Origin of the sequence: Nostoc sp. NOS(2021) (genome assembly GCF_017115025.1) — a bacterium.
GTDB lineage: Bacteria > Cyanobacteriota > Cyanobacteriia > Cyanobacteriales > Nostocaceae > Nostoc.
The window spans coordinates 1-23,980 of the sequence record NZ_JABXKM010000061.1 but is presented as its reverse complement, the minus strand read 5'-3'; the positions used below and the strand labels follow the sequence as shown (position 1 = coordinate 23,980).

18 protein-coding genes are annotated in these 23,980 nt (G+C 44.1%); 11 read left to right on the top strand and 7 right to left on the bottom strand.

The genetic code is table 11. The features are described from left to right. Positions 1–50: 50 nt before the first annotated feature. Positions 51–434, bottom strand: coding sequence for a hypothetical protein (locus HWQ41_RS07125; protein WP_292760993.1), 384 nt, complete (start codon positions 432–434; stop codon positions 51–53). A 290-nt stretch (positions 435–724) separates the two neighbouring features. Between HWQ41_RS07125 and HWQ41_RS07120 the strand changes: the two genes are divergently transcribed. Next, positions 725–1,186: a tetratricopeptide repeat protein gene (locus HWQ41_RS07120; protein WP_292760992.1), complete on the top strand. Its 462-nt coding sequence runs from the start codon at positions 725–727 to the stop codon at positions 1,184–1,186. Positions 1,187–1,503: 317 nt separating this feature from the next. On the opposite strand, the gene HWQ41_RS07115 is transcribed toward HWQ41_RS07120, so the two are convergent. Next, positions 1,504–3,459, bottom strand: a complete 1,956-nt coding sequence (locus HWQ41_RS07115; protein ID WP_292760991.1) for a heavy metal translocating P-type ATPase — start codon at positions 3,457–3,459, stop codon at positions 1,504–1,506. 198 nt (positions 3,460–3,657) lie between these two features. Between HWQ41_RS07115 and HWQ41_RS07110 the strand changes: the two genes are divergently transcribed. From HWQ41_RS07110 to HWQ41_RS07085, 6 genes are all read left to right on the top strand, one after another. Then, positions 3,658–4,569 carry an ATP-binding protein gene (locus HWQ41_RS07110; RefSeq protein ID WP_292760989.1) on the top strand — a complete coding sequence of 304 codons (912 nt, stop codon included), beginning with the start codon at positions 3,658–3,660 and terminating at the stop codon, positions 4,567–4,569. A 16-nt stretch (positions 4,570–4,585) separates the two neighbouring features. Beyond that, positions 4,586–4,933 carry an STAS-like domain-containing protein gene (locus tag HWQ41_RS07105; protein ID WP_292760987.1) on the top strand — a complete coding sequence of 116 codons (348 nt, stop codon included), beginning with the start codon at positions 4,586–4,588 and terminating at the stop codon, positions 4,931–4,933. A 3-nt stretch (positions 4,934–4,936) separates the two neighbouring features. Beyond that, on the top strand, positions 4,937–5,560 hold the full coding sequence (locus HWQ41_RS07100) for a hypothetical protein (RefSeq protein WP_292760986.1): 624 nt from the start codon (positions 4,937–4,939) through the stop codon (positions 5,558–5,560). Positions 5,561–5,677: 117 nt separating this feature from the next. Further along, positions 5,678–6,808 carry a precorrin-8X methylmutase gene (locus HWQ41_RS07095; RefSeq protein ID WP_292761068.1) on the top strand — a complete coding sequence of 377 codons (1,131 nt, stop codon included), beginning with the start codon at positions 5,678–5,680 and terminating at the stop codon, positions 6,806–6,808. Between the two features lie 65 nt (positions 6,809–6,873). Next, positions 6,874–8,130, top strand: coding sequence for an RNA-guided endonuclease TnpB family protein (locus tag HWQ41_RS07090; RefSeq protein WP_292760984.1), 1,257 nt, complete (start codon positions 6,874–6,876; stop codon positions 8,128–8,130). A 299-nt stretch (positions 8,131–8,429) separates the two neighbouring features. Then, positions 8,430–13,355, top strand: coding sequence for a DUF4912 domain-containing protein (locus HWQ41_RS07085; protein WP_292760982.1), 4,926 nt, complete (start codon positions 8,430–8,432; stop codon positions 13,353–13,355). A 354-nt stretch (positions 13,356–13,709) separates the two neighbouring features. Here the strand turns inward: HWQ41_RS07085 and HWQ41_RS07080 are convergent, their stop codons facing one another. After that, positions 13,710–14,945, bottom strand: coding sequence for an AIPR family protein (locus HWQ41_RS07080; RefSeq protein WP_292760981.1), 1,236 nt, complete (start codon positions 14,943–14,945; stop codon positions 13,710–13,712). A 127-nt stretch (positions 14,946–15,072) separates the two neighbouring features. On the opposite strand from HWQ41_RS07080, the gene HWQ41_RS07075 reads away from it, so the two are divergent. After that, on the top strand, positions 15,073–15,225 hold the full coding sequence (locus HWQ41_RS07075) for a hypothetical protein (protein ID WP_292760979.1): 153 nt from the start codon (positions 15,073–15,075) through the stop codon (positions 15,223–15,225). A gap of 34 nt (positions 15,226–15,259) precedes the next feature. Here the strand turns inward: HWQ41_RS07075 and HWQ41_RS07070 are convergent, their stop codons facing one another. Beyond that, a complete protein-coding gene (locus HWQ41_RS07070) occupies positions 15,260–15,490 on the bottom strand; it encodes a hypothetical protein (RefSeq protein ID WP_292760978.1) in 231 nt (76 codons plus the stop codon). An 82-nt stretch (positions 15,491–15,572) separates the two neighbouring features. Here HWQ41_RS07070 and HWQ41_RS07065 point away from each other — a divergent pair, with 82 nt between their 5' ends. The 3 genes from HWQ41_RS07065 (at position 15,573) to HWQ41_RS07055 (ending at position 20,006) form a co-directional block, all read left to right on the top strand. Beyond that, the gene (locus HWQ41_RS07065; protein WP_292760976.1) at positions 15,573–16,541 is read left to right on the top strand and encodes a DUF1822 family protein; all 969 of its coding nucleotides are present in this window, start codon (positions 15,573–15,575) and stop codon (positions 16,539–16,541) included. Positions 16,542–16,724: 183 nt separating this feature from the next. Beyond that, complete coding sequence (locus tag HWQ41_RS07060) at positions 16,725–19,061, top strand: CHASE2 domain-containing protein (RefSeq protein ID WP_292761067.1); 2,337 nt, start codon at positions 16,725–16,727, stop codon at positions 19,059–19,061. Between the two features lie 102 nt (positions 19,062–19,163). Next, the gene (locus tag HWQ41_RS07055; RefSeq protein WP_292760975.1) at positions 19,164–20,006 is read left to right on the top strand and encodes a DUF928 domain-containing protein; all 843 of its coding nucleotides are present in this window, start codon (positions 19,164–19,166) and stop codon (positions 20,004–20,006) included. Between the two features lie 1,716 nt (positions 20,007–21,722). Here HWQ41_RS07055 and HWQ41_RS07050 read toward each other — a convergent pair. The 3 genes from HWQ41_RS07050 to HWQ41_RS07040 form a co-directional block, all read right to left on the bottom strand. After that, positions 21,723–22,847: an AI-2E family transporter gene (locus HWQ41_RS07050; protein WP_292760973.1), complete on the bottom strand. Its 1,125-nt coding sequence runs from the start codon at positions 22,845–22,847 to the stop codon at positions 21,723–21,725. Between the two features lie 90 nt (positions 22,848–22,937). Further along, on the bottom strand, positions 22,938–23,129 hold the full coding sequence (locus tag HWQ41_RS07045; RefSeq protein ID WP_292760972.1) for a hypothetical protein: 192 nt from the start codon (positions 23,127–23,129) through the stop codon (positions 22,938–22,940). A 120-nt stretch (positions 23,130–23,249) separates the two neighbouring features. Further along, on the bottom strand, positions 23,250–23,810 hold the full coding sequence (locus HWQ41_RS07040; protein WP_292760971.1) for a Uma2 family endonuclease: 561 nt from the start codon (positions 23,808–23,810) through the stop codon (positions 23,250–23,252). Positions 23,811–23,980: the final 170 nt, after the last annotated feature.

Below are 23,980 nucleotides of genomic sequence, written 5' to 3'. Positions count from 1 at the left end.
ATGAAGCTCAGAACGCCATTAATGAGTCTTTGATAATGAACGCGGATGGATTAACCACGACCCCAGTCACGTTCGCGCTCATAACGAAGGTTATTTTCACGAATGTTGCGAAGGTTATTCTTGCGGTGATAGCGGCGATTATTCTCGCGGTGATAGCGATAGTTATTCTCGCGGTGATAGCGATAGTTATTCTCGCGGTCATAGCGATAGTTATTGTCATTAATGTTGCGAAGGTTATTCTCGCGGTCATAATCACCATCTCTGTGGTAACGACTCTCACGTTCGTAGTTAACATCATCGTTGCGATGATAGTTGTAGTTATCTAACTCAGCAAGATAAGACACTGGTGCTTTAGCATCAGCTTTTGGAGAAATAGCCAAAGCTGAAGCAGATGCTATCAAGCCTGCGAGAAAAATAGAGGTAAAGCGGTTCATGATGTTAGTCGAAAGTTGTTGATAGTAATTTATGCAAGTCTAGTCTGTTTAGGAAGAGCAGATTCCACAAGTCTTTGAATCAATCCTATCAGTGTTGAATAACTCGAAAAGTTTTCTTGAGTGCGGTGATTGAGAAAAGTTTTGTCGTCTGTGATACTTTCTGACTTTTCACAGGGAGCATCTCAATGAGTGTAAAAAGCCTTGTAAAACCTCACCCCAACCCTCTCCTTGGTAAGGAGAGGGAGCAAGAATCTTGTTTATAAGAAAAAAACCTCACCCCGCCGAAATTTATGAACTCATCGAAAGATAGCCCGAAATATTATCCTGATATTGATGATAATATTTACTCTAGAATGTTAGAACTGTGTAGGCAAGGAGATGCTTATGCAGAGCATAAAGAATTTGCAAAAGCGATTGAAAGTTATCATCAAGCTTTTGATTTGATACCTGAACCCTTTGAAGCTTATACAGCATCTACTTGGTTGTTGACAACCATTGGTGAATCATATTTACTCATGAGTGACTATGAAAATGCATCTCATGCGCTTCAAGAAGCTATGTATTGTCCAAATGCAATTGGAAACCCTTATGTTCACTTAAAATTAGGACAAGCTCAATTTGAGTTGGGGGATTTTGAAGGTGCTAAAGATGAGCTTGCAAGAGCTTATATCATAGAAGGAAAAGAGATTTTTGAGAATGAAGATTCTAAATATTATGAATATGTGAAAACATTTATTCGAGAAGTTGAGTAGAGCAAAAGTCTGTTGTACAGAGACACCAACGAGAAATCCTTGAGATGCACCATATTCAGTTTCCATGCAATACGCTTGGGTTAAGCCTAAAATCCTTTGTCAAGGTCAATTTTTTTTTACGAACCACAGAGGCGCAGAGAACACAGAGAGAAGAAAAAAATGCTTAACTGAACTGTATTGAGTTTCCATGCTTGGGAACAATGCCTAATTTACATGATTTTCAGCCTTAACCCAAGCGTATTGCTTTAAGTGTTAGTGATGCCAAAGTGGTGAGCCAGGCGCTAACAGCGGGTTCCCCGAAAACAGAGAAGAGTGGTTTATTTGAGCAATCTTAAACCACTGAGGGTAACTAACACTGTGGAACCTTCATGCCCAATAACGCCAATGGGTAGGTTAATATTTCCCAGAAAGTTGCCCACCAAAAGCAACACAATAAAACCCAACGCTACGAATATATTCTGTTTGACTATGGATTGCGATCGCCTACCCAAATGTATCGCCACGGCAATTTTTTCTAACCTGTCTGCCATTAATACTATATCTGCGGTTTCCAATGCCACATCACTCCCAGATATTCCCATCGCTATACCTACAGATGCTTGCGCTAGGGCTGGTGCATCATTTATACCATCGCCCACCATTGCCACAGTTTGATATTCTTGCTGTAGACGACGGATCACATCCAGCTTATCTTCTGGTAGAAGTTGAGCATATACTCGATCAATTCCGACTGCTTTGGCGACACTGTGAGCAGTTTCCTGATTATCCCCAGTTAACATGACAATTTGCTCAATTCCCAGTTTCTTTAACCGGGTAATGGTTGCGGCTGCTTGCGATCTTACTTCATCTGCGATCGCAATTACACCCATCACCTCAAAACACCCCACCCCCAACCCCTCCCCGCAAGCGAGGAGGGGAGCCGGAGCCTTCTTCGCTACCCAAACGACGGTTTTACCTTCTTGCTCTAAAGATTGAGCCATTTCTTGCAATTCTTCAGGTAAATTTGTCACATACTGTTGCACAAAAACGGCATTCCCCACAATTATCTGTTGTTCTTGGGCGATTCCCACAATTCCCTGTCCAGGTATAGCTTGCACTTGCATTGCACCAACCCAATTCAAATCACCAGCCGCCTGCACAATTGCCTTACCGATGGGATGTTCTGAAGAAGATTCTACACTAGCTGCGGCTTTTAATACATCTGCGTGAGTGTATTCACTAGCTGAAATTACCTTGAATACCTGCAACTGTCCTGTTGTTAAAGTACCAGTTTTATCAAATGCGATCGCTCGGACTTTGCCAATCTTCTCCAACTGCGCCCCATTTTTAAACAAAATCCCCTGTCTTGCACCATTGGCGATTCCCGAAAGCAGGGTGGGCATAATTGCCGCCATCAACGCACAGGGAGAAGCTACCACCAGGAAAGTAAGGGCGCGATAAATTGTTGTTTCCCAATCCCAACCCCAAAGAAATGGCGGCAAAATTGCCAGTAATATCCCAGCTACTACAATAACTTTGGCATATCCTCGTTCAAAGCGATCGATAAACTCTTGGGAAGGAGGGGCTTGAGTCTGCGCCTGTTCTACTAAGCGAATTACACGCTGAATTAAACTGCTTTGGGCTGGTTTGTGTACCTTAATTTGCAATGCACCATAGCCGTTAAGGGTGCCAGCAAATACTTCTTCGCCCACTGTTTTCTCTACAGGTAAAGACTCGCCTGTAATTGCAGCTTGATTCAGGGTGCTGTAACCAGATAAAATTATCCCATCAGTAGGAATTAGCTCTCCAGGTTTGACGACAATCTCATCACCCACTTTTAGGTGAGTGATGGAAACTTCATCTTCTCTTCCCTGATGTAAAACCCTTGCTGTATCTGGTGTCAGGCTCATCAAACTGCGGATACTCTGCTCAGTTCGCTGCATTGCATAGCCTTCTAATGCGCCACTGATGGCAAAGATGAGAATCAAAATTGCCCCATCAATAATTAGATGATATTCTCTTCGCCATAAGCCGAGGCTAGCAGCACCAATGGCCGCCACAATCATCAGCAAATCTACATCGAGTTCTTTTTCTTTGAAGAGGGTAGTCAATCCTTCTCGCGCACTTTCGTAACCACCAATCACATAAGCAGCAGGTAGCAGCAAGAACGCCAATCCCAAAGCGCCAAGATGTAAGGCGAACCATCCGAGAAATAGCAGTAAGCCACACAAAAGGGCTGCTACTGTATCTGCGTGTTCTCTGGTGAATTGGGTGAAACGTTGGGGGTAGAGCATGAGAGGTGAATTAACAGGGACTCTTTCACCTTAAACCTTGACATTGATGTTAATGTCAAGGTTTAGCCTGAAAAATGCTCTGACACCAATTGCCTCTGGCACGCTCCACGATCGCAAAAAATGCTAAATCTTGTTGATACCAGTGTTAAAGTTCAAGATATAAATAACTAATAAATATCTGTAATAGTCGGAGTTATCTTGCTCTTAGAGACTAAAAACCAGCCAAATTTAATTCTTTATATAACCAAGATTGATGATAATCCCCATCATTTTAATAAGTTATTCAAACTTAGGGATGAAATTGAGCAGTTACCCCAAGATTGCTTAAATATCAAAGTAGATTTTCATTACTGCGAATTCTTGGGACACTACGGCGTTGCTTTTTTGGGGGGACTATTCCGTCTTGTAGAAGCTCGTGGCGGCTCTCTCGCTTTCGATTGGAATACACTTCCAGACAAAATTCGGATGAACTTAGCTCAGAATGGCTTCTTGTATGATTTCGGTTTTAACACGAAACCGTGGGATGGCAACTCAATACCTTACCGGAATGATCTTCAGCAGGATATGAGTGTTATTGCAGATTACCTGAAATATAATTGGCTGGGCAAAGGTTGGGTCAACATCAGTCCAAGACTACAAGATGCAATTACAGGGCGAGTCTTAGAGATATATTTAAATGCATTTGATCATAGTCAATCTGCTGTGGGGGTGTTCAGCTGCGGTCAGCACTACCCCAAGCTTGGTTTTCTTCATCTAACAGTCATCGACTTTGGTATTGGTATCCCTAGTAATGTTCGCTCTCTACCTCAGAACTCAGACAAAACTGCTAATGAGGCTCTACAGTGGGCGTTCGAGCCTGGAAATAGCACTAAGCAAGACAGTATCTCCCGTGGCGCAGGCTTAAATTTATTGCAGGAGTTCATCGTAAAAAATCATGGAAACCTTACAATCTTTAGTAATGACGGATATGTCAATATAGGCGATAATATTATATATGAGAACAAATGTACTAATTTTAGAGGAACCCTGATTAATATTGCAATTCGGTGTGATGAATCTTGCTACTACCTAGCAACTGAAGCTCATCAACTTAAGAAGCGGTTATTTTAAAGAGGGAGATAGAGGAATGGCATACAAAATTTTTGATATCGTCGGGAAATACGCCATCAGCGCTGAAAGTGGACAGAAGGTATATGACCAGATTCATCCAGTTCTGCTTTCTGGCAACCCTGTAGAATTGGATTTTACTGGAGTTCAGGTCTTTGCGTCTCCCTTTTTCAACTTAGCAATCGGTCATCTCTTGAAGGATATTCCAGCAGATAACCTTAATCGATTGCTTGAGTTCACCGCTATAAGTTCTGAGGGGTGGAATGTTCTTGAGCGTGTGATTGGCAATGCCAAGCATTACTATTCTGATGAGCAATTTCGTAATGCGGTTGATGCAGCGATCGCAGAGCAGGCTGCAACTTTTTAAAGCATGGTAGTCAACCTTAAGATTCAAGCTGATATCATCGACATCAAAACTGATACTCCGCAGCAGGGTGATATTTTTCTTGTAGATACCAACGTCTGGTTTTGGCAGACTTATACAAATGCTGGGTTTGGTGCTAACGCTTCCGAATTCAGTATTTATCTAACATATCTCAACCAAGCTCTTGTAAATGGAGCCACACTAACCTACTCTGGACTTATATTGGCGGAGCTTGCTCATATCATTGAGAGAACTGAATATAAGATTTATATGCAGTCTCATGGTCATCTGCCACTCAAAGAATACCGCCATAATTATTCAAATGAACGAATGAATGTTGTTGCCGAAGTTCAGTCAGCTTGGAGTCAGGTTAAGGCGCTGGCTGTTTCTGTTGATCTGAGAGTAGATGACGCAACGACCGATGCAGCACTAAACAGATTCCAAACTCAAGCTGTTGATGGCTATGACTTACTACTTCTCGAAGCTATTAGCAGAGCAGGAGCAGGTAAAATTAAAATTATCACACATGACATGGATTATGCTGTTGTTCCAGATATTCAGGTATTTACGAGCAACAACAACGTCATCCAAGCAGCTAATATACAGAAAAAATTATCCGCTAGCAGGTAGTTTAACTAAGCTAGGTTAAAAGCGTAGACACGCAGTGGCTTGTCGTCAGACATCGCCTTTTCTAAACGCCCCCTCGACAACAATTAACCTCTTTAATTAATAGCGTAATTCGTGGAAATCAAAAGTAGCGATCTGACAATTAAGCAGTTAACGCATTTGGTGGGCGGCGGTTTAACTCCGCGGATGGTGCGCCATTACCATCAATTGGGATTATTACCGCAACCAGTGCGATCGCGCAGCAATTACCGTCTCTACACCAAAAAAGATGTTCTCAGGTTGCAACGGATTGTAGCACTCAAGCAGCAAGGGTTTCAGCTAAACCATATCCGCAATATTTTGGAGGTGGAACCAGAAGCCGAAACAACTGTTAACCTCATGGGACAACTTCAGCAGCAATATCGGGCGGTGATGCAACAAATTTCCCAACTGCGGCAAACTGCATCAGCATTAGAAGGATTATTGGGGCGCGATCGCCATTGTCAAATTATCCAGGCGGAAGTTTTGGCACAACTCAAGTTACTCGATGTCGAAACTCAAGCCGGATTGGGGGGATTGGAAAATCTCTGGAGTGGCTTGGATGCCGAAATTCATACGCACTCGGAAGCTTTTACAGAATCGCTACAACGTTTATTACCTGATTTGTCTAACCGTTCGGAAATTGAACAACACTTAATATCTCAGTTGGTTTTGGCTTCTGGCGATGTGAGTTTGGTGTCCTTTATCAAATTGAGTCGAGGTGCGATCGCCGCTAGTCGAGAAGCTTTATCTTCAAGCTGTCAAATTGTAGTCGATACCCAAACGGTTGCTGCTGCTTTGGATCAAACCCGATTACTTCACTTGGGATGCCGGATTGAAACCTTGATTGATAATCCCCATATTACCACCGCCACAGAGGCCGAACTTGCCTTTTGGCAACATCGAGAATGGCGAGAAAAATTGCAGCAAGTAAGTAATGGTTGCGTGCTGGTAGTTGGTTATGCTCCCTCAGTACTTCTGGAAGCATCAATTGCGATCGCCAACCAGAAAATTCAGCCTGCATTAGTAATTGGAATGCCCATTGGCTTTAGCCATGCTCCCGCAGCCAAACGACAACTAATGCAACAAGCGATACCTTTTATTACAGTTGAAGGAACTTTGGGAGGTGGCGCTTTAGCTGCAACTGCCCTAAATGCCTTGGTGGAGTCACTGATTGATAAGCCAGATTGTCATTGTTATCTCAAAGAAGTGGAACCACTTCTAGAGACTTAGCAGTGCTACGTCTCTGAAAATAATATTGTTATGTTTCGACTTGGCTCAACATAAAGGAGTTAAAAGTGTTGAAAGCAATCAAAGTAAGGCTAGATCCAACAACCGAACAGCAAAAAGCATTGTCTAAATCTTTTGGATGCGCTAGATGGTATTGGAATTATGCTTTAAATGCTTGCATTCAACACTATGAACAAACAAATAAATCATTAAAATTGAGTGTTTATAAAGGTCTTTTACCTCAATTAAAGCTAGAATATCCTTGGTTAAAGGAAGATTGCTATTCATCCGTTTTGCAGTGTGTAGCAATCAATCTTGACAAGGCATATAAGAATTTTTTTGAGGGACGGGCTAAATTTCCTAACTTCAAGTCAAAGCAGCATAAGCAATCTATCCAATATCCGCAAAGTGTTGCTATTGCAGGCAATCAGTTAAAGATTCCCAAGATTGGCGAAGTCAAAGCAGTATTCCATAGAGCGATTGAAGGGAAAATCAAAACTGTCACTATCAGCAAAACCTCTACTGACAAGTACTTTGCCTCGATCTTAGTTGAAGTAGAATGCACTCAAGACTCTTCATCTGGTGAGCCACTTACCGTCTTGGCGGTTTCCGTCGATGGTAAAGTGGCGAACCCGAAGGGGGACAAAATACTTGGTATTGATTTGGGATTAAAGGACTTTGCAATTGTCCATGATGGTGAGCAAGTTGCCAAGTATTCCAATTCTAAACACCTTAAGCGTCATCAAAAAAATCTAGCCCGTAAACAGAAAAAATTTGCACGTAAAACTAAAGGAAGTAAGTCAAGACAAAAATCTAAAAAAATAGTAGCTAAGGTTCACGAAAGAGTATCAAATTCCCGCCAAGATTTTCTGCATAAGTTAAGCAGAAAGCTGGTAGACGATAGCCAAGTTATTGCCGTTGAAAATCTCAATGTCAAGGGAATGGTACGCAACCGCAAGCTAGCAAAATCAATATCCGATGTGGGCTGGGGAATATTTATTAATTTTCTAGATTACAAGTTGAGACAACAAGATTGTCAACTTGTAGAGATAGGTCGATTTTTCCCCAGTTCTAAAACCTGTTCTTGCTGTAGTCACGTAGTTGATCAGTTGCCACTTGATGTAAGAGAATGGAATTGCCCCTCATGCGGCATTGATCATGATCGTGATGGCAATGCCGCGTTGAATATAAGAACAGAAGGACTTCGGATATTATCTGTGGGCGGAGGGAACCCCGTTCTTGCTGTGTCGAAGCGACGTAAGACCGATAAACCGCAAGGTGGAAAGGCTGTTGTTGATGAAACCAGAAGCCCACACTTCTCCTGACGGAGTAAGTGTGGGTAGTTCACTAATTCAATAATTCATAATTGTGGCCATAAGCTACCAACTTGGTATAAGTTGCAATATAAATTAGAAAAATTTATAGTAAACAGACTTTGGCAATTTAGAGTATAAATTATCATGCTATACAAGCTACAGCGAAGTATAAATCCATATAAGTGCGCTGAAAGAATTAAAAGTAAAGATAACTCAGATGTATAATTAGCGCGTCTCCTCCATAATTTCTAAAAAGATCGCGATTTAGGATTGGCAGGCTTTCTATTTTTTACTTTAATCAAGGGCATATGTGGCAACAAGAAAAAAAAGATACTTCAATAGTCAGGCTGGTATTATGGGTTGCCTTAGCAACGACCCCGATGGCAGCAACTCTGGTGGTATCTGCACCGATGCTGGCACAATCTACACCTGAAGCTTCCTCTTTTCCACTGCCACAAGCAGTGCAGAATGGGACAACAGTGCGGATTGACGGTTCAAGTAGCTTGGCTGCAATCAACCAAAGCCTGAAAGAAAGTTTTGAAAAACAGTTTTCCGGCACAAAGGTTGAAATTGCTGCTAACGGCACTGGTACGGCACTGAAAGATTTGCTAGATGGCAAAATTGACATAGCAGCAATCGGGCGTGGGTTGACACCAGCAGAAAAAGCCCAAGGACTAGAGCAAGTTCGCTTGCGCCGTGAAAAGATTGCGATCGTGGTTGGTGCAGATAATCCTTTCAAGCAAAGCTTGACCAGTAGGCAATTCGCCCGCATTTTTCGGGGAACAATTACAAATTGGTCACAACTGGGAGGGCCTCCAGGGAAGATTCGGGTAATTGATCGCCCTAACACCAGCGATACTCGTGATACTTTCCGTGCTTATCCAGCCTTCAAAGTTGCTGACTTTGCTACAGGTTCTAATGCTACCCAACTAACTGAGGATAATACCGCAGAAATCATCAAAAAACTGGGCAAAGACGGCATCAGCTATGTGTTAGCTAATCAGGTGTCGAAGTTGAAAGGTGTGCGAGTTCTGCAATTACATCAAACCTTGCCAAATGATCCTAAATATCCTTTCTCGCAACCTTTAGTTTACGTTTACAAAAAAAATCCCAGCTTAACCATAGTAGATTTTCTCGGCTTTACCCTTGCACCCCCAGGACAGCAAGCTATAGAACAAGCTAGAACTACTGAAGCAGAGGCGATCGCAGCCAGCGTATTACAACCTGCTGTCACGCCTTCCCCCAGTGTCCAGACGACACCTGCTCTCACGCCTTCCCCCAATGCCCAGACGACACCAGTTGCTACGCCTTCCCCTAGTGCCACTAATTCTGTATTTGGCGAACAGCCGTTTGTGGCTACTCCTGCACAAAAGAGTCCAATTGTAGACAGGGAAACACCATTGTGGTTGCTGCTACCTTTCTTTTTTATTACTCTAGCTGGAGGGTTACTATGGTGGGTTTTGGGAAAACGCCCATTGCCGACTGAGAAAACAGACAACTTACCAGAATCAAATCCTTATCCACCCAGCACAGAAGTTGGAGAAACGGCGGTGCTTAACGCCAGCACAAATCCCTACGTTAACGGAGCGATGCTTGAGGAGCAGCCAGTGCCGCACTACCAAGAGCAAGAAACCCGCGATCGCACTCCTTTCAACATCTATGCTCAAACACAATCTGACCTGACCCAGAACGCTACTCAGGGGACATCAAATTTAGTACAAGAGGCAACTAATGGCACCTCTAACCTCTACGAAGACACAACCTCAGACGTAGCTAATGGATCAGAAAATAACAACTTCGGAGCCGCAGCTTTAACCGGTGGTGCGGCTCTAGCAACGGGCATCGGGGCGGCTACCTGGTCTGCCTTTAGCAACAAAGAAACACAAACAGACGCGATTGATGAGACAATCGAGCTAAATAATTATATGGAGACAAACCCTCCTGAGTCTGATCAAGTTGCATGGGACATAGAAGCCCCAGCGGCTGTAGTAAATACTTCATATCCTCACCTGGCTAATATTCCAGAAGAGGCATCTGAGGTGACAGCCCCACTCCCGGAATTACCAGATGTGCCAGAAGTGACATCTGATTTTGGATATTGGGACACAGAAGTTAGTGAAGATCACATAGATGAGGAACTTCAGGCAGAATTGAACTGGCTAGAGAGTATCACCTCAACTGAAGATACAGCCTCAGTAGATGAATTTCCCTTACCAGAGTTTGGCGAAGTGGCAGCCGATGTGGAACCACTGCCCGATTTGCCAGAATTGCCAGAAGATGCATTCAATGTGGTGGCGGACGCAGCCGAACCCAATGGCGATTTGCTAGAGGAAGAATCTCAAGCAGAGCCGACTATTGGGGAAGATGTTGCTGAAACTGACTCCCCAGATTTTGCCACTGCTGCTGCCGTAGTAGCAGGCGCAGGGATTGGAGCCTGGGCTACCATTGCATCAGATGCCCAAGGAGAAACTGATACTTCGGTTGACAATGTGCCGATTGCAGCCGAAACAGATATTGATTTGGTAGATGCAGATGAAGAGAGCAATATTGTCCTCACACCGCATACTTATACATCGGCTCATGTCTCTTGGGAGATTTCCGAACTCAAGAAAGCAGCGCTGCGGGAACAGGGCGGCTCTCAATTGGTAGTGCGGCTCTACGATGTAACTGGCATTGACCTGAGTTATCAAAGTCCCCACCTGTTACAGCAGTATGAATGTGAAGAGACAGCACACGATCGCTTTGTGGATATTCCCGTCAACGATCACGATTACATAGCTGAAATTGGCTATGTCGCTGATGGCGAACACTGGTTATTCATCGCCCGTTCAGCGATCGTTCGTGTCTTCAGTCCTGTTCATCCAGATCCCATAATTGATGATCTGCCGATTGGGGATGAAACAGATATTGATTGGGGAGATGCAGATGAAGAGAGCAATATTGTCCTCACACCGCATACTTATACATCGGCTCATGTCTCTTGGGAGATTTCCGAAACCAAGAAAGCAGCGCTGCAACAACAGGGCGGCTCTCAATTGGTAGTGCGGCTCTACGATGTGACTGGCATTGACCTGAGTTATCAAAGTCCCCACCTGTTACAGGAGTATGAATCTGAGGAGACAGCACACGATCGCTTTGTGGATATTCCCGTCAACGATCGCGATTACATAGCTGAAATTGGCTATGTCGCTTATGGCGAACACTGGTTATTCATCGCCCGTTCAGCGATCGTTCGTGTCTTCAGTCCTGTTCATCCAGATCCCATCACAGATACCCCAGTTGAAAATGTCGCTTTAACAAGCGAAACTGCTATTGGCTTGGTAGATGCCCAAGAAGAGATCAGTGAACAAGAGAGCAGTGAAGAAGAGAGCAGTATTGTCCTCACACCGCGTACTCCCCAGTGGGCTGATGTGTCTTGGAAGATTTCCGAAACCAAGAAAGCCGCGCTGCAACAACAGGGCGGCTCTCAATTGGTAGTGCGGCTCTACGATGTAACTGGGATAGACCTGAGTTATCAAACTCCTCAGTTTGTCCAGCAGTATGAATGTGAAGAGACAGCACACGATCGCTTTGTGGAAATTCCCATCAGCGATCGCGATTACATCGCTGAAATTGGCTATGTCGCTGATGGCGATGCCGAAGGCGGTAAACTACGCTGGTTATTCATCGCTCATTCCGCGATCGTTCGTGTCTTCAGTCCTGTCCATACAGATCCTATAACAGATACTCCAGTTGAAAATGTAGCGTTAACAAGCGAAACTGCTATTGGCTTGGTAGATGCCCAAGAAGAGATCAGTGAACAAGAGAGCAGTGAAGAAGAGAGCAGTATTGTCCTCACACCGCGTACTCCCCAGTGGGCTGATGTGTCTTGGAAGATTTCCGAAACCAAGAAAGCCGCGCTGCAACAACAGGGCGGCTCTCAATTGGTAGTGCGGCTCTACGATGTAACTGGGATAGACCTGAGTTATCAAACTCCTCAGTTTGTCCAGCAGTATGAATGTGAAGAGACAGCACACGATCGCTTTGTGGAAATTCCCATCAGCGATCGCGATTACATCGCTGAAATTGGCTATGTCGCTGATGGCGATGCCGAAGGCGGTAAACTACGCTGGTTATTCATCGCTCATTCCGCGATCGTTCGTGTCTTCAGTCCTGTCCATACAGATCCTATAACAGATACTCCAGTTGAAAATGTAGCGTTAACAAGCGAAACTGCTATTGGCTTGGTAGATGCCCAAGAAGAGATCAGTGAACAAGAGAGCAATATTGTCCTCACACCCCGCACTCCCCAGTGGGCTTATGTCTCCTGGGAGATTTCCGAAACCAAGAAAGCCGCGCTACGCCAACAGGGCGGCTCTCAATTGGTAGTGCGGCTCTACGATGTGACTGGCATTGACCTGAGTTATCAAAGTCCTCAGTTTGTCCAGCACTATGAATGTGAAGAGACAGCACGCGATCGCTTTGTGGAAATTCCCGTCAGCGATCGCGATTACATCGCTGAAATTGGCTATATCGCTGATGGCGATGCCGAAGGCGGTAAACTACGCTGGTTATTCATCGCCCGTTCCGCGATCGCTCGTGTCTTCAGTCCTGTCCATACAGATTCCACAATAGATCCCACCGTTGAAAATGCAGCGTTAACAAGCGAAACAACTATTGGCTTGGTAGATGCCCAAGAAGAGAGCAATATTGTACTCACACCCCGCACTCCCAAATGGGCTTATGTCTCTTGGTACATTTCCAAGACTCAGAACGAAGCGTTGCAACAACAGGGCGGCTCCCAATTGGTAGTGCGGCTCTACGATGTGACTGGGATTGACTTGAGTTATCAAAGTCCCCAGCTTGTACAGCAGTATGAATGTGAAGAGGTAGCAAGCGATCGCTTTGTGGCTATTCCTGTCAGCGATCACGACTACATGGTTGAAATTGGCTATATCGCTGATGGCGATCGGTGGTTACTCATCGCCCGTTCATCTAATGTTCGGGTCTTCAGTCATCCCCACGGAGATTTTTGGTTTGTGGCTGATGCTGAGTTGATTATTCACGGAGCAACCCAACCAAATACAACCGTAAACATTGGTGGTCATACCATCAAAATCAAACCCGATGGTACTTTCCACCTACGTCTTCCCTTTTCAGATGGTTTAATGGACTATCTCATAACGGTAGCTGCTGATGGGGAATCCACTAGAACTATCCATAAGAAGTTCTCCCAGGAAACTTCCGAAAACTAGCAATTACCCTGAGTTACCCCTCTAACCCTATTCTCCCCTTTTAAGGTGAAATGGGGAGAGGGTTAATCAGCAGATTTTATCTATCTTTGGACGCTCTCCAGTCAATATAAAGAATAACCTGCAACGGCGGCGCTCGCTCATCTAAATCGTACTCGATTCTCAGTGTAATATTACGGTCAAAAATTACATTTTCTACGGAAGCGTGACGATTGCGAAGCATCCGGCGGTGAAGTCTGTAGGTATCGCTTATATGTTTAAATACTTATTGAAAAAGATTATTAATACTCTTCAATAAGCACATACTCTACAAGCTTATTTATGTTTAGACTGTGGAACAAAAGTAAAGCTATAAGACTAAATTTTGCCTATCTCTAGTTTTCCAAGTTTAGCCAACTCCATCATTGTTACACTGTAGCAGCCTCGATAAGCTGCTTCTTTGCGTCCAACTTCCGCAGGTTTTCTATTGTTATCAGTGTGTTCCTGCTTGACGATTTCTATCATTTCGTCGATAGTCTTATCGAGAAGCTGAAGCGGATCGTAGAGCCAGCGAAATTCACCCTTATCCCAAGCATCTCTGGAAATATTAGCTCGGAATGCTGCCAACGGAGGATAAAGCCACCCTTGATGAAAGCGACCGTCAATAGTTCCTCCAGCAAAGTGTGCTAGTCGATTTAGATTTCTTGGCGACCTAGCTCTGTTACCCTTCTTTGCATTGCTGACTTTCAACTTACCAAGGTTGATGATTCCCCTCTGCATAATAAGTTCAGACAAGATGAGGATATCAGATGTGTATGGAATTATACGTTCAAAGGCATGTTTTCCAGAGTCTCCCATATCCTCCGTAAAAATTCTTAAAACTTCCTTTGCTTGACCAAAAAGCTTGTTGGGATGAGTGGTGCGGTCTGAAAACACGTTCAGGTTAAACATTGCAAGATATGCTAAAACCTGGGTAATCTCAATTTCTCCGCTATCTCCTTGAAAGTATGCAATCTGCTCCTCTCCTTGTTTGCCTCGGAGAGAATCTTTAATTTTATTGAATGTACCTTTTAGGTTCTCCAAGCTAGGATTATTCACCTGCAAAGATGTATTAAGACCCTCAGCAATGCTGGCAATGAACCCAGAATCGACATCTCCAGATACGTAAATGTGAAGTCTTACAAAAGCCTCTTCAAGCTTCGGAAAAGATTCTGAATTGTTCCGAGCTTGCATAATTACTTGAGTGGTGTGACCTCCATTGACAACACCATGTTTTTTAGGATCTGTCAACTTGATTCTGACAATGCCTTGCCCACCAGTTTCTTTGTCAAACTCAACTTTTTCGGCAGTAACAAAAATTCCCTGATTCTTTAGGGCAAACATCTCAGGTTCGTCACTCAAGGTGTCAATCATTCCGTTTACAACAGTCCCTTTAAGTTCTCCTGACTTTTTCCGCTGCGGTGTTCGCGGATTAACTTCAAGCCAGTCACACCATTCTTCTGGAACCTCACTTATTTTAACAAAGCAGGTCGATAGCTTGATGCTTCGCCCAGAAAATGGGACAGGAATCGAACGAAATTCATCTGCTTGTAGCAGAAAGTCTTGTTTAGGCACTATTTTGTTTCCTTACTTTTAGCAGTGATAAAAATCGCTGCTTTTATGTGCGCTGACTTACAAGCTCATAGAGACTTTTAAGTTAACCAGTGCAATCAGTAATACTGAATAGCAGTTTTTACAGAAAATGTCAAATATCAAGTGTGGTGAGATAGTAGAGAAAGTCTGGTTAGATAATCCAGCGATCGCTTCTCTTGATGTCAATAGTTGTTTGTCAGGCTTGGGACGTGAGTGTAACTCTTTATGGGTAACAGTATTACATTTGCCTATCCGCCCGTGATTGTCGATTTGCTGTCCAAATGCCATCAAGCGGGTTATCCGGTGAACTGCGTCACCGATAGCGTTAGCCTTAGGGAGTCATCTCCCATCGCCCTTGGCGTCTCGTAGAGAAGGGGAGACGCCAAAGGCGAACGAGCGTCACAGCCCTTCGTAGACATCGCTTCAAGTGTGAGTACTATCAAGTTATACGGCTGATGAGGATTTGGGTACTTGGGAGTACTGGGAGTGTTATCCCCAATCCCCAATCCATAATTCTGTTTTTCCAATAATCATTCTCTATTTTGTGGCATAAATTTAGTGAATGCGGGTGATATGTATATACCAGCATTGATCAGTAGGGATTGACTTATGAATAACTCCACCTATCAGCTAGACGATTTTACTTTAACATTGCCGATTTCCCAATCAGCTCGCATAACTGCCCAGCAATTTGCTAACCAGCAGCCAAATACTGAAAAAGCAGAGCAAGTTCGCCTGAATACCCTGGCTGTCTGGGTGGTGAATGACTACTTGGAAATGATGGATATTCCTACTGACCTCCAAGCTAGTGACAGCTGGAACCCCATCATGCGCCTTTGTGGGAATGTAGCTGACTTAGAGGTGCCCTCAGTTGGTCGTCTGGAGTGTCGCCCTATCCATCTGCATCAGCAGATATGTTCCATTCCTCCAGAAACCTGGGAAGAACGGGTGGGTTATTTAGTAGTTCAATTTGATGAATCGCTCCAAGAAGCGAGGCTGCTTGGTTTTATCCCTAGTGTCGCCACTGAAACACTGCCTTTAGAACAACTGCAACCATTGGAAGCGTTTATCGACCACCTGGGTCAACTGCGCCAATTCCCAGTTAATTCACTGGTGAATTTAAGTCAGTGGTTTGCTGGTATATTTGAGACAGGTTGGCAGACTATTGAATCCCTGTGGAACGTGCCGGAACTCAGACCAGCTTATGCCTTTCGCAGTACTGAAACTCTGGAACTAAATACCCTTAACCGACCAGAATCAATTACTAAACGTGCAAAACTGATTGATTTGGGTATCCAAATTCTCAATCAACCCGTCATGTTGATTGTGGAAATCAGCCCCGAAAAAGATCAACAAACCAGTATTTATCTCCAATTGCACGCCACTGGGAATCAAGTCTACTTGCCGCCAGGAGTTCATCTCACCGTTCTAGATAGTTCGGGAGCAGTATTTCTAGACGCTCAATCTAGAAAATCAGACAACTACATTCAGTTGCAGTTTCGCGGTGAACCTACAGAGCAATTTAGCGTTAGGGTAGCCTTGGATAATACCAGCATTACCGAACATTTTAGGATTTGAAACATCTAGCTATCTTCCCTCTTTGTCGGTAATTTATTAAGTGGTAATTGGTTAATTAAAAATTCAAAATTAAAAATTCAAGCCGACTTTTGGGGATTTTGAAAAAAGTCTGTAGACGCTGCTGGAGCTTGCGATCAGACATGAGAACAGGGCATGATTTTTCACAGGGAGATAGCGACGGTCATGGGTAAGTTAGTGGTGATGAAATTCGGAGAGGGTAGTTTTGAGCAGGGGTTTGCTGTCACTCTCCAAATTGGTGAAGAACACGAGCGGCCTGCAACAGAAATTACGGGGAGGCTAGCTTCATTCCCGGAAATGCCGCTCTATTACAGTCATTGGCAGTCTAGTTATCGGCAGATAGGCAATCGTTATCGCCTCCATGCTGACCAAATGCAGGTGACGAATGTATCGATGATTCAAGACTGCGAAAACACTTCCCATATTTTGCGGGCACGTTTCAATACCTGGCTGCGAGCAGAGGAGTTTCGCCCTTTGAGGGAAAAATGGTTAGAAAGATTATCGTCCACGGAAGAAATACGGGTGATTCTGCAAACGGAAAATAGCCAATTGCAGCTATTACCCTGGCATCTGTGGGACTTGTTAGAACGCTACCCCAAGGCTGAAATCGCCCTTTCTTCACCATCCTACGATCGCATTCACAAGCCACGCACTTTAAATCAATTAGTCAACATTTTAGCAATTGTGGGCAATAGTCAGGGGATTGATACCCAAGCTGATAAAGCTTTACTGCAACAGTGTAGTAATGCAGAGGTCAGCTTTTTGGTAGAACCACAACGTCAGCAATTGACTGACCATCTCTGGGGAAAAAACTGGGATATTCTCTTCTTTGCTGGGCACAGTTCCAGTAACAGAAATGGAGAAAGCGGACGAATTTACCTGAATAAAACTGATAGCCTCAGCATTGGCGAGTTAAAGTACGCTCTCAGGAAAGCGATTGAAAACGGCTTGCAACTAGCTATATTCAACTCCTGTGATGGATTGGGATTGGCGCGAGAACTGGCTGATTTACAAATACCTCAGATGATCGTCATGCGCGAACCAGTCCCAGACCAGGTTGCTAAGGAGTTTTTAAAGTATTTTCTCGAAGGCTTTGCCGGTGGCGAGTCTTTATATCAGTCGGTACGCCAAGCGCGAGAACGGTTGCAAGGACTTGAGGATCGATTTCCCTGTGCGACTTGGCTACCAGTGATTTGCCAAAATCCAGCGCAGATACCACCCACTTGGGATGAATTAAGGTTTACAAAAACTGAAGATCCACCGAATTTAGCTTTGTCTACCAGACACAGATTTCAGACAACTTTGTTATCCAGTTTGGCGATTACAGCCTTGGTTTGTGGGGTAAGATTGGTGGGATTGCTGGAAAATCCAGAGATTCAAGCCTTTGACCAGATGATGCGATCGCGCCCTGCGGAAGGACTTGATCCCCGACAGCTGGTAATTACAATTGACGATGATGATTTGGCGACTCAAAGACAAAATGGCGAGTCCTTGATTGGAGCTTCCATTTCCGAAAAATCTCTCAACAAACTCCTGGCAAAACTGAATCAATACCAACCCCGCGCGATCGGCTTAGATATCTACCGTGATTTTAAAGCCAAACAACCAGATTTAATTACTCGTCTTCAACAAACTCAGAATTTGGTTGGCATATGTAAGGGGAGCGATGGCACTATAAATATCAAAGGTATTAAGCCGCCACCAGAAATCCCCACAACAAACCTGGGATTCAGTGACTTTATTCATGATCGTGATGGAGTTATCCGTCGGCATCTCCTGTTCATGAACCAAGAGGCGACATCGTTGTGTCCTGCTCCCTTTGCATTCAGTCTAGAACTGGCCTCTCTATATCTGCGCCCTTCAGGAATTCAAGCCAAGTTCACCCCTGAAGGTAATTTGCAGCTGGGTAAAACTATTTTTCCAAATCTGAAATCTCGTACTGGCGGCTATCAAAATATTGATGCTAATGGCGGTCAAGTCTTGCTCAACTACCGTTCTTCAAAAGATATAGCCGAACAGGTGAAGCTAACCCAATTTTTATCTAGTCCGGTTAACCCCAGTGCGATCAAAGACAAGATTGTTTTGATTGGTGTGGTGGCAAAGGGCGATTCTCCAGACACCTGGCCTACACCCTATGGCGTTCCTTTAGATGAGCAAATGCCAGGAGTGTTAGTACAAGCCCATATGATTAGCCAGATCCTCAGTGCTGTCCAGGATGGGCGGCCGTTGCTGCGGGTTTGGTCACTGTGGGTTGAGGTGGTCTGGATTTGGGGCTGGTCTTTGCTAGGGGGAATCCTGGCTTGGCGAAAGCTTTCGTTGCTCTGGTTGGCATTGGCAGTCAGTATCACCTCTAGTATTCTGTATATAGTTTGCTTTGGTCTGTTAATTTCGGGTGCTTGGGTGCCGTTTATCCCGTCGGCTTTGTCATTGGTAGCCACGGTTGGCTTGATGTCAATTTATAATAATTCAAAAACAAAAGTTCGGGTGGCGAGTGGGGAATAGGGAGCGTTGAATAAATATACTTAACCAAATCGTATTCCAATAACTCTTTCACAATCTAAAATCTAAAATCTAAAATCCAAAATCGGATGAGGTAGGGTTTTTATGAAGTCAAATTCACAACCGATAAAACTGTTTTTAGTAGTAGCTTTTAGCTGCACCAACTTACTAGTTAGCCTGACTCCAGTACTGGCAAAACCAACTCTTGGTTCTTCACTTAGCGATGCCTACGGCGGGCTACGCCTACGCTCTCATCCAAAAACGACCCTGGCTCAAGCCACAACCTTTAATCAACCCACACTTCCACCTGGCCCCCCTCCAGGAGGTCGCGTTCGTGGTGGAGCAAAGCGCGGTGGATGTCCACTTGCTAAACCTGACCTGACTGCTTTAGCACCTTTCACTGAGGAACCTAACTCAGTGATCAATGTCTGGGGAAAGACAATGGTAGAACGCCCAAGTTGGTTTTTCTATGTGCCATATACCAAAGATTCGCCCTATGAAGTTGAATTTGTGCTGCAAGAAGATCCTGACTCTAAGGACTCTAAGGAGATTTACCGAAAACCGATCGCTCTACCAGATAAACCAGGAGTCATCCGCGTTTCTCTGCCTACCACTACTCCTCCCTTGGCACTAGGCAAACAATATCGCTGGTTTTTCACGATTAACTGTGACAAGGAAGAAAATTCTCCCCCGACTTTCCTCGAAGGGGTAATACAACGAGTCGAACTGAATCCAGCCACAGTCAAAGAGCTACAAACCACAGAACCTCTAAAGCGCTATGCTATCTATGCCCAAAACGGGATATGGTACGAGGCACTGACGATACTCGCTCAACTGCGTCAGAAAAATCCTCAAGATGCAGCACTGCAAGCAGAGTGGCGGAATTTGTTAAGCAGCATCCACTTAGATGATATTGCCGCAGAACCGATTCTCTCGGACAAACCTTAGGAACGTGGATTAAATAAAATGCAAAACTTCATCCTGTATCTAGCTTCCCTCTCCAATATATCGGAGAGGGATTGAGGGTGAGGTAAGGCAGAGACATAAATTGTATGTTATTTAATTCTTATTCCTTATACCAATTCTATGTGAGGCTGCGCTTTATTCACGTAGGGGCAATTCATGAATTGCCCCTACAGCGCGGTTTTGGGTAAGTTCTATAGGCGCATCTTCAAAAAGAAATGGTATTAGGGATTTCCAACAATTAACAATTCAAAATTCAAAATTCAAAATGACGCTCTCTACCAGACGCTAAAAGCGAACGCAGACTCGCTCTAAGCGTTCGCGTAGCGTCTGGTAGAGAAGCTATGCCGTTGGCGTTGCCTCAATACGGTTCGGATAAGACACGATCCCCCAACCCCCCTTAAAAAGGGGGGGCTAAAAATCGCTCTATTTCCCCCTTTTTAAGGGGGACTAAAGGGGATCTTTAAAGCCTATGCACCTTAACCGAACCGTATTGGGCGTTGCCTCAAGGGACGCGAGTGCGTCTCTCCTTCTCACATTGGGAGAGGCTAGCGCTAAGGGAGAAGAGAAGGCTTTACGCTGCGCTAACAAAATTCTTGCATTAAAGACATTTTCAGACGGTGATTTAAACCCCGACTGAAACTTCGCGGAGACAGAGTGGCTCCGACTCCGCGCTACCTGTATTGTTGGGGTCTTAAACCCAGCCCTTTCAACGCGAACAAGTATACTACTAAATCCCGGGCTGAAACCTGCTCCCAGACTAGAGCCAAAAATTATGCTTCTAGGCTATCGATGCCAGTTTATGCGATCGCAGATCCAAAACGGTCAATTTATGGACTCTGGAATTGAGCATTTTTTGGGATAATATCGCCTAAGTCTGATTGTGTAAGGGTTAATTGGACATATATTTTTGGAGGAAAATATAGTTCATTTGTTCAATGTCTGGAAATCGCTCTTAGTATAGGTTGGACGCAATGGTTTCAAGTTATCTTTGGTAATAACTTGGGTTACGGGTCAGCAAGGTTCGGTTGCATAGAACCGAAAGGTCATGGGGGGAGCAAACCTCTAGATGAGGGTTGCGGTACTTTGCAACCGTAATAAGAGTGAAATATGAGGGTGAATCAGATGCTATCTTCCATCTTTGAGCAATTTGTCAAAGAAAGTCCTGTAAGCGTAATGGCACAAGTACTAATATTGAGTATTTTTTTATTTGTCAGTCCCTTAAAGGATGTTTGAAAAGTCGCAAACTATACTAGAAACCCCGCTTCCATTCCTCTCCCCGAAAGGTCAAGAGGCTTTGAAACCCCATTCCCTTGTAGGGAAGGCTTGCTCGGTGGGTTAGGTTTCCGAGGCTTAGATGTTATAGCAGTTGCCAGGTAGCGGTTGACATCAGCTAATCAGAAAACACTGACACCAAGAGACTTTCAAGCCTGTTAAGAGTTCCCTATTAAGAGTTCCCTGTTATAACAATAATACTTTTCAAACAACCTCTTAGCTCGACTTTATCCAAAATTAAGAACTTGGTTTTCTTTATCCGACAAAAACCCTGGCTTTTTGACAAATACTTTTTCCACGTCACAGATTATCGATGAAGTTAAAAAAGTAAAACTACCGTCCCAGAAAGGTTTCAGCGATAGCGATCGCATTGCGAAAAAAATGGATAAAGTCGAGCTTAGACTTTGAACTTTGAATTTTGAATTGTTAATCTGGCCGCTCCTGATTAATATCAGGACTTTCTGCTTTCCAATTATCATCTACTTCAGGAGATTCAGAAACAATCACAAACTCAGTCTCTTGTCTATGATTATTTCCCCATTGATCCAAAACATCTTTAATTAACACCTCTTGCAACCAAATCTTAGCGACAACAGTCAGGGGTAGCGCCAGAAATAATCCTAAAAAGCCAAAGAAAGTAACGAAAAATAGTTGGGCAATTAAGGTTAGAGCTGGCAGCAACGAGACTTGATGCGCCATAACAACGGGCGTGATGAAATTACTTTCAGTCTGTTGAATGATAAAGTAGAGAGCCAAGACAGCGATCGCTTTCCAAGGTTCATCCAAGAAAGCGATCGCCATTGCTGGTATGACACTCATCGTTGGCCCCAGGTTGGGAATCAAGTTGAAAAATCCTGCTAAAACCGCTAAAGCTAGTGCTGCCTTGACACCCAAAATTGATAAGCCAATCAGACTCATCAGCCCCACTACACAGATGGCAATGAAAGCGCCTGTAATCCATCCCTCCAAGGAGACTTCACATTTATCTAAAATCCCATCTACCCGTCGCCGATAAAATGAGGGGAAAAGCTGCACAAATACTTGGCGGTAAGCCACGGGGTTGGCTAATAGCATTCCTGTTAAAACCAACACTAGCAAAATCTTGAGGACGACTTCCAAAGAGCCAGATACAAAGGCGAAGGAGTTTCCCAGTAGTCGATTGGCGAAGGGCTGTACTTGTTGGATGAGGCTATTGATATCTGGGATGTAGGGAACTAACTGGTTAGGGATACGAGTTCTCAGGGCATCAAGCCAACTATTAAAGCGTCCAAACCCTTTAGGAACCTGATAAGTTAGTTCTTGAAACTGCTGTGCAAATGGTGGCACAATTAGCCAGAAAAAACCCGCGATACCTGCAAAAAAGATAGCCACTGTCAGGAGGACGGCGAATCCACGCTTCATCCCCAAGCGTTGGAAGCGTTTCGCTAGCCGATTTAAGGTGGTGGCTAACACAACTGCGGCAAACATCAGCAAAAGCACTTCCCGAATTTGCCACAGGATGTATAAAGAAAGAACTATGGTGATTAAGCCGATCGATTGACCGAGGTTCACAGGCTGACTCCCAACGGTTGGCGAGATGCAATTTTCTGGTAATTCAGCTAGGTTAGCCCATTTTAGGAACTTGTGCGTAGATAGTTTGAGTTAATTTTGTTTCTGTGCTTGGAATCGCCACAGTAGCGCGATCGCTATAATCACAATCGGCAACAATATTATAATCAGCGCGTTGGTTGCTGTCGCCGGAATTGATAGACTTGGCGCTGCATACTTAATTAATAGCGATAACAAAGCTGAGAGTAAAAGCAGTTTCAGAACTAATCCTAGTTGATTTTCCATAAAAGTACGGGATATAAATTTTTGTGGATATACATGAATTTTGGCTGTACCGCCCAGTTTCTACAATAAACCTACAGATACAATCCTTTCCAACTTTCTCTAGGAAATGCGTTCGCTTTTTTACGTCAAACTCAACCAGCCAAAAACTTCTTCCACAGTCACTTCCAACTCGATACCCTCAAGAATGGGTAATTTATCAGCACTTTCGTATAATTCCACTCGCTGTCCAGAAAAAATCCCTAGCACACTTTCGTCTTCTGGGTTGATTAACCAGCCTAGTTCAGTACCATTGCGCGAACAATGCAATAATTTACTCAACACTTTTTTTAACCTTTGGTCTGGGGAAAGAATCTCAATTGCCCAGTCGGGATGAATTTCAAAGCGATTAACAATTCTGCCAGATGGAGTTTTAGGAATTCTATCCCAACGAAACACAGAGACATCGGGGACGATAGAAGCGCCGCCGAAGGTACAGCGTAGTTCGGGCAAAGCGTAAGCAATTTTTTGCCCTTCGGTTATCTGGTTGATCACATGACAAGATTCTCCCCGCAGTAGGCTATGTTCACCTTGAGGCATTGGTTTTTGAATAATTTCCCCGTTGATAAAGTCTGATGCTGGTTCAGTTTCTGGCAGTTTGAGGAAGTCGTCTAAAGTGAGTTGGGGTTGACTGGCAATAGTCATAAGTGAGTGGAATAGAGGGGATGGTTTAATTATGTGCGAATGTGCGATCGCCTACTCTTAAAGCTTGCTACGCCTCGCACTGACTTTTCATATCATGTCCGGGTAATTAGTTGTGATTCCCATAGTCATTGCACCCCACCCCTTAATCCCCTCCCCGCCGGCGGGGAGGG